The organism is Kitasatospora sp. NPDC002040 (assembly GCF_040296785.1).
Lineage (GTDB): Bacteria > Actinomycetota > Actinomycetes > Streptomycetales > Streptomycetaceae > Kitasatospora.
Genome location: NZ_JBEOXV010000012.1, coordinates 83,971 through 98,578 on the forward strand (window position 1 = coordinate 83,971; position 14,608 = coordinate 98,578).

The following is a 14,608-nucleotide window of genomic DNA, read 5'->3' on the forward strand; positions in this document are numbered from 1 at the left end:
CCCCCATGCCCGCACGCAACCGCGCCGCCGCGCTCGCGTTGGCCGCCGCCCTGCTCACCACCGCCCCGCTCGCGCTCGCCCCCACCGCCCAGGCACTGGCGGTCGCTCAGACCGCCCAGCCGGGACTGCGCTTCACCGACATCCCCGGCTCGGCCGGCGTGGTCCTCAAGGGCAACGTGTACGAGCCCGCCGACGGTGCCGCCCGCCACCCGCTGGTGGTGCTGCCCTCCAGCTGGGGCGTCAACGACCTCGAGTACCTCGCCCAGGCCAAGCAGCTCGCCGACGCCGGCTACGTGGTGGTCAGCTACACCCCGCGCGGCTTCTGGGGCTCCGGCGGGAGGATCGAGGTGGCCGGGCCGCCCGACCTCGCCGACCTCTCCGCGGTGATCGACTGGGCGCTCGCCCGCACCAGCGCCGACCCGGCCAGGATCGGCGCGGCCGGCATCTCCTACGGCGCCGGGATCAGCCTGCTCGGCTCGGCCTTCGACCCCCGGATCAAGGTGGTCGCGGCCCTCAGCGGCTGGGCCGACCTGGCCGACTCGCTGTTCAGCGACGAGACCCAGCACCTGCAGTCCGCCGGGGTGCTGGCGATCGCCGGCTACCTCACCGGACGGCCGGGCAGCGAGCTCCAGGAGCAGCTGACCGCCTTCTTCGGCAGCGACTTCGAGAACGAGGACAGGATCCGGGTCTGGGCCGCACAGCGCTCCGCCGCGACCTACCTGGACCGGATCAACGCCAACGGCACGGCGGTCCTGCTCGCCAACGCCTGGGGCGACTCCATCTTCCCGCCCAACCAACTCACCGGCTTCTACGAGAAGTTGACCGGACCCAAGCGGCTGGAACTGCGCCCCGGGGACCACGCCACCGCCGAGGCGACCGGCCTGGCCGGGCTCCCCAACGACGTCTGGTCCACCACTCACGCCTGGCTCGACCACTACCTCAAGGGCGCCGACAACGGCATCGACCGGGCAAAGCCGGTCCGGCTCAAGCCCCAACTCCAGGACGGCTACGAGGAGTACGCGAGCTGGGCCGCCGTCACCGGCTCCACCCGGCGGCTCGGCCTGGGCGAGCGCAACTGGCTCAACACCGGCTCACTCGCGGCCGGCCCCGACACCGGCTGGCGCACCACCGTGGCCACCGGCGTCGACTCCGGCGCGGACGGCGGCGTGGTCTTCCTCAGCAACCTGGCCGAGCAGTTCCTCAAGCTCCCGCCGCTGGTCTCCGTACCGCTGCTCCCCCGGCCGGTCGCCGCCGTCTGGCAGTCCGACACCTACGCCACCCGCCAGCAGCTGCGCGGCACCGTCCGGGTCCACCTCGGCGTCACCCCGTCCACCGCACGCGGCAGCCTGGTCGCCTACCTGTACGACGTCGACGCCCTCGGCGTGGGCAGGCTGATCACCCACGCTCCGTACACCTTCCTGGACCACCCGGCCCCGTTCACCGCCGACTTCCCGCTCCAGGCCACCGCCTACGACGTCCCGGCCGGCCACCGCCTCGCTCTGGTGGTCGACACCGTCGACCCGCTCTACATCACCCACAACCCGGCCTGGTCCACCCTGACCTTCACCTCACCGGCCGCCGACCCGTCCTGGGTCTCGATCCCGCTCCGGTAGCCGGCCGGTCCCACCCGGAGAGGTCGACGCGGTGCTGCTCGCCGTACCCGGGGACCGCTCGGCGCTACGAGGCCACCTGGTGGTCGCGGGGCGACCGGCGCGGGCCGGGGACGGCGGCGGCTGCGGGCGCGTGGGCCGACCGGGCGCCGGCCGGGACCGCGGCCAGGGCCGGGTAGGCGTCCAGGAGGTCCTCGCGGTCGGCGGCGGAGAGCGGCTCGGCCGGGCTGCGGCGGCGACCGGCGGCGGCAAGCGCCGCCGGGACCAGCAGGACGGCGGCGGCCGTCGCCGCGTACGCGGCCGGGCGGCCGGTCGCGAGGGCCAGGCCGAGCAGGCCGCAGGCGAGCAGGCCGGACAGGACGGGGGCCACCCGCAGGGTGGAGCGGGCGGTGGTGCCGGTCGCGAGCAGCAGGGCCGCGGGCAGCAGGAGCAGCAGCAGACCGAGCGTGCCGGGCACCGACCGGTCGCCGAGCAGCAGGCCGTCGGCCAGTGCGCAGGCGGCACAGAGCAGCAGACCTGCCCACCGCCCGGCGCTCACCCGGGGAATGCCGTGCCGGAGCCTCGTTGTCGCTGCCACAGCCCGGATGCTAGCCCGGCCTTCCCTCGAACAGTAGGTCTATAAACCTAATCGTTAGGGAACTTCGGTCGTCAGCCGACGGCCCGCTCCACCCGGTGCCGCTTGATGGTGCGGAACCGCCGGGCCACCTGCCGGGCCAGGTCGGCCGCGCCGACCAGTCCCGCGTCGTTGCCGAGTGCGGCGTGCACGATCTCCGCCTCGGGGCGGAAGCCGCGCCCGGTGAGGGTGCGCCGGAAGGCGTTCCTGGCCGGTTCGAGCAGCAGCTCCCCCGACTCCGAGACCCCCCCGCCGATGACGAACCGTCCGGGGTCCAGCGCCGCCGCCAGGTTGGCGATGCCGACGCCCAGCCAGGTGCCGACCTCGTAGAGCAGCTCGGTCGCCACCGGGTCGCCGCCCCGGGCCGCCTCGGTGATCAGCGGGCCGGTCAGCCCGCCCGCCGTGCCGCCGGCCAGCGCCAGCAGCGGCTGCACCACCGGCGACTCCTCGGCCACCAGCTCGCGGGCGTCCCGGACCAGCGCGTTGCCGGAGGAGTACTGCTCCCAGCAGCCCCGGTTCCCGCACGGGCAGCGGTGCCCGCCCGGCACCACCTGCATGTGGCCGAACTCCCCCGCCAGCCCGTACCGGCCCCGGTCCACGTACCCGTCCCTGACCTGGGCGCCGCCGATGCCGGTGCCCAGGGTGAGCATCACCATGTGCTCCTCGCCCCGCCCGGCGCCGAACCGCCACTCGGCCCAGGCCGCCGCGTTGGCGTCGTTCTCGACCACCACCGGGAACCGCAGCCGGGCGCTCAGCGCGTCCCGCAGCGGCTCGTTCCGCCAGTTCAGGTGCGGGGCGAACAGCACCCGGGAGCGGTCCGCGTCCACCCAGCCGGCCGCGCCGACGCCGACCGCGTGCACGTCGTGACGGTCCGCCAGCTGGAGCACCAGGTCGACGATCACGTCCTCGACCACCCGGGGGCTCTTGCTCTTGTCGGGGGTGTCGGTGCGCAGCCGCTCCAGCACGTTGCCCTCACCGTCCACCACCCCGGCCACCACCTTGGTGCCGCCGATGTCCACCCCCACCGTGGGCAGCCGCAGGATGCTCGCGGGCAGCGACCGGCGCCGCCGCTCGGCCCGGGGGCCGATCCCGAGCAGGGTGGGCAGGACGGCTGGGCGCTGCGGGGTGCTCAACGCTGCTCCTTCGGCTCGGACGGAAGACCTCTGGACCTCATCCTCCCGCGCCGGGTCGGCCCTCCGCCTCCGGACCCGGGCGGCCGAGCTCGTGCGAGAGCTCGGCGAGTTCGGAGCCGCCCGCCATCTCGGTGGTCAGCTGCTCCAGGGTGATCCCGTCCCGGGGGTGGCTGCCGGCCATCCGGCCGCGCTTGAGCAGGGTGAAGTGGTCGCCCACCAGGTAGGCGTGGTGCGGGTTGTGGGTGATCAGCACCACGCCGAGGCCCTCGGCCCGGGCGGCGGCCACGTACTTGAGCACCACGCCGGACTGCTTCACCCCGAGCGCGGCGGTCGGCTCGTCCAGCACCAGGGCGCGGGCGCCGAAGTGCACCGCGCGGGCGATCGCCACGCACTGGCGCTGGCCGCCGGAGAGGGTGCCGATCGGCTGGTCGACGTCGGCCAGGTCGATGCCCATCCGGGCCAGCGCCTCCTGGGTGACCGCGCGCATCCGGGCCCGGTCCAGCCGGAGCCGGGAGCCGAGTTCGGCGCCGAGGAAGAAGTTCCGCCAGACCGGCATCAGCGGGACCACCGCGAGGTCCTGGTACACGGTCGCGATGCCCCGGTCGATGGCCTGCCGGGGCGAGGTCAGCCGGATCTCCTGATCCCCGATCAGGTACCGTCCCGCGTCGTGCTGGTGCAGCCCCGCGATGATCTTGATCAGGGTGGACTTGCCCGCGCCGTTGTCCCCCAGCACGCAGGAGATCCGGCCCTGGCGCACCGTCAGCGAGACCCCCTCCAGGGCCCGGACGCTGCCGTAGGTCTTGCCCACGTCCTCCAGTGTCAGCAGGTTCACCGGCCGCGCTCCGCCCGTCGCTTGACCCAGGAGTTGAGCAGGGCGGCGAGCAGCAGCATCGCGCCCAGGAAGAACTTGAACCAGTCCGGGTCCCACTGCGCGTACACGATGCCCTTGCTCACCATGCCGAAGATCAGCGCGCCCAGTGCCCCGCCCAGCACCGAGCCGTACCCGCCGGTGATCAGGCACCCGCCGATCACCGCCGCCACGATGTAGATCAGCTCGTTGCCGACGCCCTCGCCCGACTGCACGGTGCCGAACGAGAACAGCAGGTGCTGCCCGAGCACCCAGGCGCCGAAGCCGACCCCGAGGTAGAGCCCGGCCTTGGTCCACCCGACCGGGACGCCGACCGCGCGGGCCGCCGCCGCGTCGCCGCCGACCGCGAAGACCCAGTTCCCGTAGCGGGTGCGCAGCAGCACCCAGGAGGCCACCGCCACCAGACCGAGCCACCACCAGACCGTGGCCTTGACGGTCAGCCCGCCCACCGTCCACTCCGAGGCGAACAGCCAGCGGCAGGAGGCGAAGCCCTCCATGTCCCCGATCGGCTTGGTGCTGACGGTGCCGGAGACCAGCTTGGTGACGCCCAGGTTGGCCCCGGTCAGCATCAGGAAGGTGCCGAGCGTGACGATGAAGCTGGGCAGCCGGGTGCGGGAGAGCATCCAGCCGTTGAAGCCGCTGACCGCCAGCACCACCAGCAGCGAGACCAGCACGCCGACCCAGGTCACGGCGGTGAGCTGGTACGAGACCATCGAGGAGGTCAGCGCGGCGGTGGTGACCAGCACCCCCGCCGAGAGGTCGAACTCGCCCCCGATCATCAGCAGCGAGACCGGCACCGCCATGATCCCGATGGTCGAGGCCGCGTACAGCACGGTGCCGATCGAGGAGGCCCGCAGGAAGCTGTCGGCCGCGACCGAGAAGAAGGCGAACATCGCGACGGCCGCCAGCGCCGCGCCGAGCTCGGGCCGGGCCCTGCGGTGCCTGCTCCGCCGCCCCGAGACCAGCAGGTCGGCACTCACCGGGTCCCCCGGGCGACGTAGCGCTCCAGTGCGGCGGCATCGTCCTTGGTGAGGATCTGCGGCCCGGTCAGCACCGGGCCGCCGCCGCCCAGCACGTCCAGGTTGTAGCGGTAGAGCCAGAGCAGGTCGACGCCCTGGTAGCCCTGGAGGTAGGGCTGCTGGTCGACCGCGAAGCCGACCGTGCCCGCCTGCAGCCCGGCCACCACCTGGGTGCCGAGGTCGAAGGTGTCCAGCTCGACGGTGCGCCGGGCGTCCTGGATCGACTGCAGGCCGGTGGCGGCGAGCGGCGCGCTCAGGGTCAGCACGGTGTCCAGGCCCGGGTCGGCCTGCAGCTTGGCGGCGATCGCGGCCCGGGCGTCGGGCAGGTTCACCCCGTCCACGTACAGGGTCTGCAGCGCTCCGCCGAAGGCGCCCCGGGCGCCGCCGCAGCGCTGCTCCTGGCCGATGTTGCCCTGCTCGTGGATCACGCAGAGCACCGACTTCCGGCCGCGCCGGCCCAGCTCGGTGCCGGCCGCCTTCCCCGCCGTGGCCTCGTCCTGCCCGATGTGGGTGAGCGCGCCGAACCGGGCCGAGTACTCCTGGCCGGAGTTGATGCTGATCAGCGGGATGCCGGCCGCCTTCGCCTTGGCCAGGACGCCGGTCAGCGCCTCGCCCTTGGCCAGCGAGACCAGCAGGCCGTCGACCCGCTGGTCGATCGCGGCCTGGATCAGCTGCACCTGGTTCTGGGTCTGCGCGTCGTTGGAGTAGAGCAAGGTGATGTTGTCCTTGGCGGCGGCCTGCTCGGCCCCCTTGCGGACGGTGTCCCAGAACGCGTCGCCCGCGCCCGCGTGGGTCACCATGGCGACCGTCCAGCGCGGCGTGTCCACCGCGCCGCCCGCCTTCGCCCCGGTGCGGGCCTGTTCGGCCCGGCGGCCGCCGGTGCTGCTGCACCCCGACAGCAGCCCGGACAGCAGTGCGGTCAGCAGCAGGACGGCGACGAGGAGCGGGAGGCTGGGACGGAACCGGCGGTCTGACACTCCGACAGTTTCCAGCAACGGGCTGTTCGAACCCGCAGACTCGCTGGGAACCGACCGGACCCGTTCGACGTGTACGCCCAAGCGGGTGGCACACTGGTTCAGGCCGTTCAGACGTTTCTCATGGAATGTGTGATGTTCCTCTCAGCTTTCGCCAAGCTTCGTGAGCAACTGATCCTCCGTTCGAGATCGTCTGATCCCATCGAAGAGCTTCCGGGGTGAGTACGTCCGGGGCAGCGGACGACCGGATACGAGAACTTGATGCAACTGACCGGCACACCTTTCCTGATCTGCACGATCATCCTCGTGCCGATGTCCATCGCGGCTGCCCTGCTGCTCTGGGGCCGGGTCCGCGGGCCCAGGCCCGCCCGGGTGCTGGCGAGGCTCGTGATGATCCTGGTGTGCCAGGTGACCGCCGTGGTGATGGTCTTCGTCATGGTGAACAACGCCAACCTGATCTACGGCAGCTGGTCCGACCTGCTCGGCACCGGCGACCACATCCGCGCGGTGCCGCACGTGGCGGCCGAGGACCCGACCGGCGACGGCAAGTCGAGCAAGTCGCCCGAGCCCAAGGTGATCCAGTCGTTCAAGAGCGTGGACGACCCCAAGGTGCCGAGCGACGTCAAGCGCACCGACCTCAAGGGCCGGCTCTCCGGGGTCGACGGCGAGGTCCTGGTCTGGACGCCGCCGCAGTACGACAAGCCGGAGTACAAGGACAAGAAGTTCCCGGTGGTCGAGCTGCTCCCCGGTTACCCCGGCTCCTCCTCCACCTGGTACGGCACGCTCCGGGTCTCCGAGCAGCTCAAGCCGCTGATGGAGAACGGCACCGTGGCACCGTTCATCCTGGTCTCGCCGCGCACCCTGCTGCTCGGCAAGGGCCAGGACACCGGCTGCGCGGACATCCCCGGCAAGGTCAACGCCGACACCTGGCTCTCCCGCGACGTCCCGCAGATGGTGCTGGACAACTTCCGCGCCGACCCCTCCCCCGACCGCTGGGCGGTCGCCGGGTACTCGGCCGGCGCCCACTGCGCCACCAAGCTCGGCACCGAGCACCCCAACCGCTACCGCGCCAGCATCAGCCTCTCCGGCTACAGCGACCCGGCCGGCGAGTCCGAGTCGCTGACCGCGAAGGACCCGGTGCTGCGTGAGAAGTCCAACCCGCTGAACATCCTGAAGAGCGCCGCCCAGCCCCCCAAGGTCGCCTTCTACATCAGCGGCAACAAGGGCGAGGGCTACGAGGACGGGCTCGCCCTCAAGGCGGCCGCCAAGGCCCCGACCACCGTCACCGCGGTGGAGACCACGGGCTCGCACTCCAGCGACGTCTGGAAGCCGATGGTGCCCGACGTCTTCAAGTGGCTGACCGGCGTCATCCCGGTCCAGCACTGACGCTCCGCCACCGAAGGGCCCGCCGTTCACCCGGCGGGCCCTTCGCGTTCCCGGCCCGGCGCTCAGACCGGGAGCAGGGCGTACGGCTCGGCCAGGTAGGGAAAGGCGTCGGTGGCCGGGCGGTCGGCCCGGTCCACCCCGTCGTCGACCGCCGGGCCGTCGCCCCCGTTGACCAGCAGGGTGTAGTACCGGTCCAGGAAGTCGTCGTTCAGCGCTCGGCCGCCGGCCGTCCGGGGCGGCCGGCCGGCCAGCAGCTCGCGCTCGATCTCGAACCAGCTGCGCTCGGCGAACGGCCGGGAGGCGTCCACCACCAGGTGGTCGGCCAGCAGCAGGTCGGTGAGCGGGTGGCGGCCGGCCGCGGTCTCCGGCCAGGAGACCCGGCCGTCCAGCCCGTCGTAGAAGCGCAGGTTGGCGTCCAGCCGGGTGCGGTAGGCGTTCAGGTACTCCGGGCGGACCGCGAAGGCGTCCTCCTGGTTGTACAGGTCGCGCAGGTCGATGTCCCGGTTGACGGTGTCGTTGCCGTTCCACTGCAGGCCGATGTTCTTGATCTCCGGACGGCCGACCCGCTCCAGCCGGACCGGACGCGGCCCGGCCGCCAGGGTCTCGGCCACCACCCCGAACAGGGTGCCGCCGCGCAGCCACCGCGCGACGTCCAGTTCCAGCACCAGGCCCAGCACGTCGGCCCCGGCCATGGTGTTGGCGGCGACCCGGCCGAACATCATCCGGCCGGTGGCCAGGGTCTCGGCGATGGACTCCAGCTGGAAGATGAACGGGTCGGCGGCGCGCCCCGCGTACAGCCGCAGCCCGTCCCCGGCGGCGCCGGCCCGGTCGTCCACCACGGTCTCCACCCGGTGGTGGTCGTACGTCTCGCAGCGCACCGACTGCACCGCGCCGTCGGTGGCCGCGACGGTGCAGTCGAAGACCAGCTCGGCACCGGGCGGGCCCGGCACGAAGGCGGCGCCGGCCACCGTCAGCGGGCGCAGCCGGAACCGGTACCGCAGGCTGTCGCAGAACCGCGTGCCGGGCTGCACCAGCGGATGGACCGTCAGCACCAGGACCAGCCGTCCCGGCCGCCCCGGCGCGGGGAAGGCGTACAGGTCGCAGATGTCCGAGGCCGGGTCGGCCAGGGCGCGGGTCGAGGACAGGTGGTCCGACACAGCGTTCCTCCGTGGGTCACGGGGGCGGGCGCCCTGACGGGTCATCGGCATCCGGGCGGCCCGGCTGTACCCGGTCAGGCCAGTTCGAGCGCCAGGTAGAAGTCCACCCGGTCCTCCAGCCGGGACAGGTCACGGCCCGTCAGCTCCTCGATCCGGCCGATCCGGTAGCGCAGGGTGTTGACGTGCACGTGCAGCTGGGCGGCGCAGCGGGTCCAGGAGCCGTCCGAGCGCAGGAACGCCTCCAGCGTGCGGACCAGGTCCGCCTGGTGCTCGATGTCGTACGCGATCACCTTGTCCAGCAGCCGGCTGCGGAAGGCCCGGCGGACCTCGTCCGGCACGGCGGCCAGCAGCAGCACGTGCGAGGCGAGCTCCTCGGGGCCGGCCACGCAGATCCGGCCGACCCGGGCGGCGGCGATCCGGCGGGCGTGCCGGGCCTCCTCCAGGGCGCCGCGCAGGCCGCCGGCCTCGGCGGCGGGGGCCGAGACGCCGAGGGTGATCCGGCCCTCGGAGCCGAGGCCGGCCTCCAGCGGGGCGAGCAGCTCGCGCAGCGCGTCGGCGGGCACGGCGGTGTCCGGTGCGGGCAGCACCACCACGGCGCCGGAGCCGGCGCCGGCCACCAGGGCGCGGTCGGAGGCGTCGGTGAGAGCTTCCTCCAGGATCGACCGCACCGCCCCGTCCGGCAGACCCGTCCCTTCCGCACTCAGCACCAACCAGGACCCCTCGGCCACCGCGGGCCCCACGGCTGCACCCTCGTACCGGGCCGCCATCGCGGAGGAGGCGTACAGCGAGCGGCTGATCTCGGCCGGGTCGGCGTCGCGCTGAAGCAGCGTCAGCACCTCGTCGGCGAGCCGGCGGCGCAGCCGGCGGCCCTCGTCCCGGCGGGTGCGCTCGGCGGCGGCCAGCCGGGCCAGGTTGTCGGCCAGCTGCTGGCGCTTGACGGTCCATTCGGTGACGTCGCCGGCCACCGCGAGCACCCAGTCGGCGAGCGAGGCGTCCGCCTCGGTGGAGGCGGGGGCGGGCAGCAGCGAGTACGAGCCGCTGGCGAGCCGGGCCCGGTGCGGCGGGCGGCGGCGCTGGCGCTGGGCGGCCAGGTGGGCCCGGACCAGCTGGTCCCGGTCCTCGGCCGAGAGCCGGTCGGCGGGCCCGGCGATCACCCGGCCGGTGGGGGCGAGCACCCAGCAGTCCAGGTCGATGTCGCCGCCGAGCAGCTCCAGCACCGCGTCGAGACCGCCGCCCCCCGCGGCGGAGACCAGCAGGCGGTGCCGGTCGACCAGCGCGGCCAGGTCGGCGGCGCGGTCGGCCGAGACCTGGCGGCCGATGAACTCGGTGACGGTGCCGAAGGCGATGTCGTCGGGTACGGCCAGCAGCGGCATCCGGTGCCGGCGACAGGCGTCGACCAGGTCCTCCGGCACCGGGCCGACCTCGGCCTCGCCGGCCGCCAGCGCGACCGCGCCGCCCGCCACGATGGTGCGCACGAAGCGCTCGGAGTCCGCCGGGCCGGTCCGCCAGAGCATGCCGGTGAGCACCAGCTCACCGCCGTGCAGGTAGCGGCCCGGGTCGTGCAGGTCGGTCGTCATCACACCGCTGACCTGCCGGTCGAGCTCGTCCTCGGCGGCGAGCAGCCGCAGCCGGGGTGCGCCGGGGGCGAGCAGGTCACGGACGCGCATCCGCAGACTCCTTCGTCTGATCAGGGGGTTTCGGGGGGACAGTGTGCCCCAGTCCGGGTGATCGGTGTTACGTATCAACCCGGCGCCGGGTCACGGGGCCGTAGCTTCCGAATCACGGCCGGATTACGGTCGTAAGTAGCGGCGCGCACTTCGCTGTACAGGGCAATTGTCCGCCTTAGAGGAACGTACAGGATGCCGGGTGACACCACGGTAAGGGCTTCATGCCATCGGTGACTGCCTCCGACCGGACGGTCGGCGGTTCACTGGCAACACGCCGCCGGACACACCCCGGTGACCAGGACTCAACGCCGAGGCAACGAGGCGGTAGCAAGGTCCGATACACCGAATCCGGGCACTGTGCCCAATGTCCGGCTGGCGACGACTTGAGGAGAGACCCGCATGGAGTTCCTTCGGCCCGCTACCTGGGACGAGGCGCTCGCGGCGAAGGCTGAGTACCCGACCGCGCTGCCGATCTCGGGCGGTACGGACGTCATGGTCGAGATGAACTTCGACGTGCACCGGCCATCCGCGATTCTCGACCTGAACCGCATCACCGAGCTGACCGAGTGGTCGAACGACGGCTCCGTCGTCAAGCTCGGCGCCTCGGTCCCGTACACCCGGATCATCAACGAGCTGTCCGGGCCCCTCCCCGGTCTGGCGCTCGCCTCGCACACCGTCGGTTCGCCGCAGATCCGCAACCGCGGCGGCGTCGGCGGCAACCTCGGTGGCGCCTCGCCGGCCGGTGACGCGCACCCCGCGCTGCTCGCCGCCGGACGTGACGTCTTCGTCGAGGCCGCCTCGGTGCGGGGCACCCGGATGATCCCGATCGACGAGTTCTACGTCGGGGTGAAGCGCAACTCGCTGGAGCAGGACGAGCTGATCCGCGCCGTCCACATCCCCGTGGCCGACGGCCCGCAGCAGTTCTCGAAGATCGGCACCCGCAACGCGATGGTCATCGCGGTCTGCGCGTTCGGCTTCGCGCTGCACCCGAAGAACGGCACGGTCGGCACCGGGATCGGCTCGGCTGCCCCCACGCCGCGCCGCGCCGTGGAGGCCGAGGAGTTCCTGGCGGGCGTGCTCGCCGAGCGCGGCCTGTGGGAGTCCGGCGACCTGCTGGGCGCCGAGGTGATCCAGCGGTTCGGCGAGCTGGTGAAGGCCGCCGCCTCGCCGATCGACGACGTCCGGGGCACCGCCGACTACCGGCGGCACTCGCTGGCCGTGATGGCCCGCCGCACCCTGACCTGGACCTGGAACGACTACAGCAAGCAGATCAGGAGCGCGGCATGAGGGTCACATTCACCGCGAATGGCAAGCCGGTCGAGGCGGACGACGTGTGGGAGGGCGAGAGCCTGCTCTACGTGCTGCGCGAGCGGGTCGGCCTGCCGGGTTCCAAGAACGCCTGCGAGCAGGGCGAGTGCGGCTCCTGCACGGTGTACCTCGACGGCACCCCGGTCTGTTCCTGTCTGGTCGCGGCCGGGCAGGTGCAGGACCGCGAGGTCCGCACGGTCGAGGGCCTGACCGAGGAGAGCGGCGAGCTGGGCCTGGTCCAGCAGGCGTTCATCGACGCCGGCGCCGTGCAGTGCGGCTTCTGCACCCCCGGTCTGCTGGTGCAGACCGACGCGCTGCTCGACAACGAGCCGCAGCCGAGCGACAACGACATCCGCGAGGCGCTCTCGGGCAACCTCTGCCGGTGCACCGGCTACGAGAAGATCATGGACGCGGTGCGGCTGGCTTCCGCCCGCAAGTGCGCTAAGGCGGCCTCCGAATGAGCACTCGCACCATCCAGGGTCAGAAGAACCTGCAGGACATCCGGACCTCCAGCCCGGACGGCATCGGCGGCTCGCCACTGCGCCCCGACGGCAACCTCAAGGTCAAGGGCGAGTTCGCGTACTCGTCCGACATGTGGCACGAGGACATGCTCTGGGGCATGGCGCTGCGCTCGCCGCACCCCCGGGCCAACATCGTCAGCGTGGACATCTCCGAGGCGCTCAAGGTGCCCGGCGTCTACGCGGTGCTGACCCACAAGGACATCCCGGGCACGAAGTTCTACGGCCTGGAGATCCAGGACCAGCCGGCCCTGGCGATCGACAAGGTCCGCTACCACGGTGAGGCGATCGCGCTGGTCGCGGCCGACCACCCGGAGACGGCCCGCCGCGCGGTGAAGAAGATCAAGGTCGAGTACGAGGTGCTCACCCCGATCGTCACCGAGGAGCAGTGCCTCAACCCGGGCACCTACGGCTACGTGCACGAGCCGCACGAGTTCAAGTCGCACGGCTACGACAACATCTGCCACGAGCAGCGGCTGGTCTCCGGCCTCGGCGTGACCGACGAGGTCCGCGCGCTGGCCGACGTGGTGGTCTCGGGCCACTACGAGGTCGGCATGCAGGACCAGGCCTTCCTCGGCCCGGAGTCCGGTCTGGCCGTCCCGTCCGAGGACGGCGGCATCGACCTCTACGTCGCCACCCAGTGGCTGCACGTGGACCGGCAGCAGATGGCCCCCGTGCTGGGCCTGCCGGAGGAGAAGGTCCGCCTCACCCTCGCCGGTGTCGGCGGCGCCTTCGGCGGCCGCGAGGACCTGTCGATGCAGATCCACGCCTCGCTGCTGGCGATGCACACCGGCAAGCCGGTCAAGATCGTCTACGCCCGGGACGAGTCCTTCTTCGGCCACGTGCACCGCCACCCGGCGAAGATGTACTACGAGCACGGCGCCACCCGCGACGGCAAGCTGGTCTACGCCGACGCCCGGCTGGTGCTGGACGGCGGCGCGTACGCCTCCGCCTCCCCCGCTGTGGTCGGCAACGCCGCCTCGCTGGGCCACGGCCCGTACGTGATCCCGAACGTGCGGATGCACGCCATCGCGCTCTACAGCAACAACCCGTCCTGCGGCGCGATGCGCGGCTTCGGCGCGGTCCAGGCGGCCTTCGGGTACGAGACCCAGATGGACAAGCTGGCGGCCGAACTGGGCATGGACCCGGTCGAGTTGAGGCAGCTGAACGCGATGTCCGAGGGCGACCGGATGCCCACCGGCCAGCTGATCGACTCGCCGGCCCCGGTCGCCGAGCTGCTCCAGCGGGTCAAGGACATGCCGCTCCCGCCGCCGCTGGACCTGGAGAACCTGGACGTCCGCGCCATCCCCGGCGCGCTGTCCAACACCTCGCACGGCGAGGGCATCGTCCGCGGCATCGGCTACTCGGTCGGCATCAAGAACGTCGGCTTCTCCGAGGGCTTCGACGACTACTCCACCGCCCGGGTCCGCCTGGAGGTCATCGGCGGCGAGCCGGTCGCCATGGTGCACACCGCGATGGCCGAGGTCGGCCAGGGCGGCGTCACCGTGCACGCCCAGATCGCCCGGACCGAGCTCGGGGTCGAGCAGGTCACCATCCACCCGGCCAACACCGAGGTGGGGTCGGCCGGTTCGACCTCCGCGTCGCGGCAGACCTACATGACCGGTGGTGCGGTGAAGCTGGCCGCCGAGGCGGTCAAGCAGGCGCTGATCACCAAGGGCCGCCGCCGCTACGGCTGGATCCACGACGACATCGACCTGGTCGGTGGCAAGGTGGTCTCCGAGTCGGCCGGCGTGCTGGTGCCGATGGTGGACCTGCTCGGCGAGGAGGCCATCGACCTCACCCGCGAGCACCACCACCGCCCGACCGTCCCGTTCGACAAGGTCACCGGACAGGGCTTCGGCCACGTCCAGTACACCTTCTGCGCCAACCGCGCGGTGGTCGACGTGGACGTCGAGCTGGGCCTGATCAAGGTGGTCGAACTGACCGCCGTCCAGGACGTCGGCAAGGCGCTCAACCCACTCTCGGTGGTCGGCCAGATCCAGGGCGGCTGCACCCAGGCCCTCGGCCTCGCCGTGATGGAGGAGATCATCGTCAAGGACGGGAAGGTGCGCAACGCGTCCTTCACCGACTACCTGATCCCGACCATCCTGGACACCCCGCCGATCCCGGTCGAGATCCTCGAACTCCCCGACCCGCACGCCCCGTACGGGCTGCGCGGCGTCGGCGAGGCCCCCACCGTGTCCGCCACGCCCTCGATCGTCGCCGCGATCCGGGCCGCCACGGGCATCGCCCTCAACCGCATCCCCGTCAGGCCGGAACACCTGACCGGGACGCTCTAGAAAGCCTCCCCGGGGCGGCGACCGTCTTCCCCGCCGCCCCGGGGCGCACCACAAG

Annotated in this window: 12 protein-coding genes; 5 read left to right on the forward strand and 7 right to left on the reverse strand. The window is 72.5% G+C overall.

Going from position 1 to position 14,608, the window contains the following annotated elements; genetic code table 11:
* Positions 1 to 5: 5 nt before the first annotated feature.
* Positions 6 to 1,613 (forward strand): CocE/NonD family hydrolase, encoded by a 1,608-nt coding sequence (locus tag ABT118_RS23800; RefSeq protein ID WP_350672382.1) that lies wholly within the window; start codon positions 6 to 8, stop codon positions 1,611 to 1,613.
* 64 nt (positions 1,614 to 1,677) lie between these two features.
* Here the strand turns inward: ABT118_RS23800 and ABT118_RS23805 are convergent, their stop codons facing one another.
* The 5 genes from ABT118_RS23805 to ABT118_RS23825 form a co-directional block, all read right to left on the reverse strand.
* Positions 1,678 to 2,187 (reverse strand): hypothetical protein, encoded by a 510-nt coding sequence (locus tag ABT118_RS23805; RefSeq protein WP_350672385.1) that lies wholly within the window; start codon positions 2,185 to 2,187, stop codon positions 1,678 to 1,680.
* A gap of 71 nt (positions 2,188 to 2,258) precedes the next feature.
* Entirely contained in the window at positions 2,259 to 3,320 is a 1,062-nt protein-coding gene (locus tag ABT118_RS23810) for an ROK family glucokinase (protein WP_350672599.1), read from the reverse strand.
* A gap of 73 nt (positions 3,321 to 3,393) precedes the next feature.
* The gene (locus tag ABT118_RS23815) at positions 3,394 to 4,218 is read right to left on the reverse strand and encodes an ATP-binding cassette domain-containing protein (protein ID WP_502884656.1); all 825 of its coding nucleotides are present in this window, start codon (positions 4,216 to 4,218) and stop codon (positions 3,394 to 3,396) included.
* Entirely contained in the window at positions 4,185 to 5,204 is a 1,020-nt protein-coding gene (locus ABT118_RS23820) for an ABC transporter permease (protein WP_350672389.1), read from the reverse strand. The genes ABT118_RS23815 and ABT118_RS23820 overlap by 34 nt, the downstream gene beginning before the upstream one ends.
* Positions 5,201 to 6,220, reverse strand: a complete 1,020-nt coding sequence (locus ABT118_RS23825) for a substrate-binding domain-containing protein (protein WP_502884650.1) — start codon at positions 6,218 to 6,220, stop codon at positions 5,201 to 5,203. Before ABT118_RS23825 ends, ABT118_RS23820 begins: the two co-directional genes overlap by 4 nt.
* A gap of 309 nt (positions 6,221 to 6,529) precedes the next feature.
* Here ABT118_RS23825 and ABT118_RS23830 point away from each other — a divergent pair, with 309 nt between their 5' ends.
* Positions 6,530 to 7,603, forward strand: coding sequence for an alpha/beta hydrolase (locus ABT118_RS23830; RefSeq protein WP_350672391.1), 1,074 nt, complete (start codon positions 6,530 to 6,532; stop codon positions 7,601 to 7,603).
* Positions 7,604 to 7,665: 62 nt separating this feature from the next.
* Here the strand turns inward: ABT118_RS23830 and ABT118_RS23835 are convergent, their stop codons facing one another.
* Together ABT118_RS23835 and ABT118_RS23840 are read right to left on the reverse strand one after the other, a co-directional pair.
* Positions 7,666 to 8,760, reverse strand: a complete 1,095-nt coding sequence (locus ABT118_RS23835; protein ID WP_350672393.1) for a DUF4331 family protein — start codon at positions 8,758 to 8,760, stop codon at positions 7,666 to 7,668.
* 74 nt (positions 8,761 to 8,834) lie between these two features.
* On the reverse strand, positions 8,835 to 10,427 hold the full coding sequence (locus tag ABT118_RS23840) for a PucR family transcriptional regulator (protein ID WP_350672395.1): 1,593 nt from the start codon (positions 10,425 to 10,427) through the stop codon (positions 8,835 to 8,837).
* A gap of 399 nt (positions 10,428 to 10,826) precedes the next feature.
* Between ABT118_RS23840 and ABT118_RS23845 the strand changes: the two genes are divergently transcribed.
* From ABT118_RS23845 to pucD, 3 genes are read left to right on the forward strand one after another with little or no spacing between them, the layout of a single operon-like run.
* Entirely contained in the window at positions 10,827 to 11,714 is an 888-nt protein-coding gene (locus ABT118_RS23845; RefSeq protein WP_350672398.1) for an FAD binding domain-containing protein, read from the forward strand.
* On the forward strand, positions 11,711 to 12,196 hold the full coding sequence (locus ABT118_RS23850) for a (2Fe-2S)-binding protein (protein ID WP_350672400.1): 486 nt from the start codon (positions 11,711 to 11,713) through the stop codon (positions 12,194 to 12,196). The genes ABT118_RS23845 and ABT118_RS23850 overlap by 4 nt, the downstream gene beginning before the upstream one ends.
* The gene (pucD, locus tag ABT118_RS23855; protein WP_350672403.1) at positions 12,193 to 14,553 is read left to right on the forward strand and encodes a xanthine dehydrogenase subunit D; all 2,361 of its coding nucleotides are present in this window, start codon (positions 12,193 to 12,195) and stop codon (positions 14,551 to 14,553) included. Before ABT118_RS23850 ends, pucD begins: the two co-directional genes overlap by 4 nt.
* Positions 14,554 to 14,608: the final 55 nt, after the last annotated feature.

What these genes read in the sequence shown, in the direction of transcription:
- ABT118_RS23830 (WP_350672391.1), top strand. Translation starts at nt 6,530, where the DNA reads ATGTCCATCGCGGCTGCCCTGCTGCTCTGGGGCCGGGTCCGCGGGCCC.
- ABT118_RS23850 (WP_350672400.1), top strand. Translation starts at nt 11,711, where the DNA reads ATGAGGGTCACATTCACCGCGAATGGCAAGCCGGTCGAGGCGGACGAC.
- ABT118_RS23845 (WP_350672398.1), top strand. Translation starts at nt 10,827, where the DNA reads ATGGAGTTCCTTCGGCCCGCTACCTGGGACGAGGCGCTCGCGGCGAAG.
- ABT118_RS23800 (WP_350672382.1), top strand. Translation starts at nt 6, where the DNA reads ATGCCCGCACGCAACCGCGCCGCCGCGCTCGCGTTGGCCGCCGCCCTG.
- ABT118_RS23840 (WP_350672395.1), bottom strand. Translation starts at nt 10,427, where the DNA reads ATGCGCGTCCGTGACCTGCTCGCCCCCGGCGCACCCCGGCTGCGGCTG.
- pucD (WP_350672403.1), top strand. Translation starts at nt 12,193, where the DNA reads ATGAGCACTCGCACCATCCAGGGTCAGAAGAACCTGCAGGACATCCGG.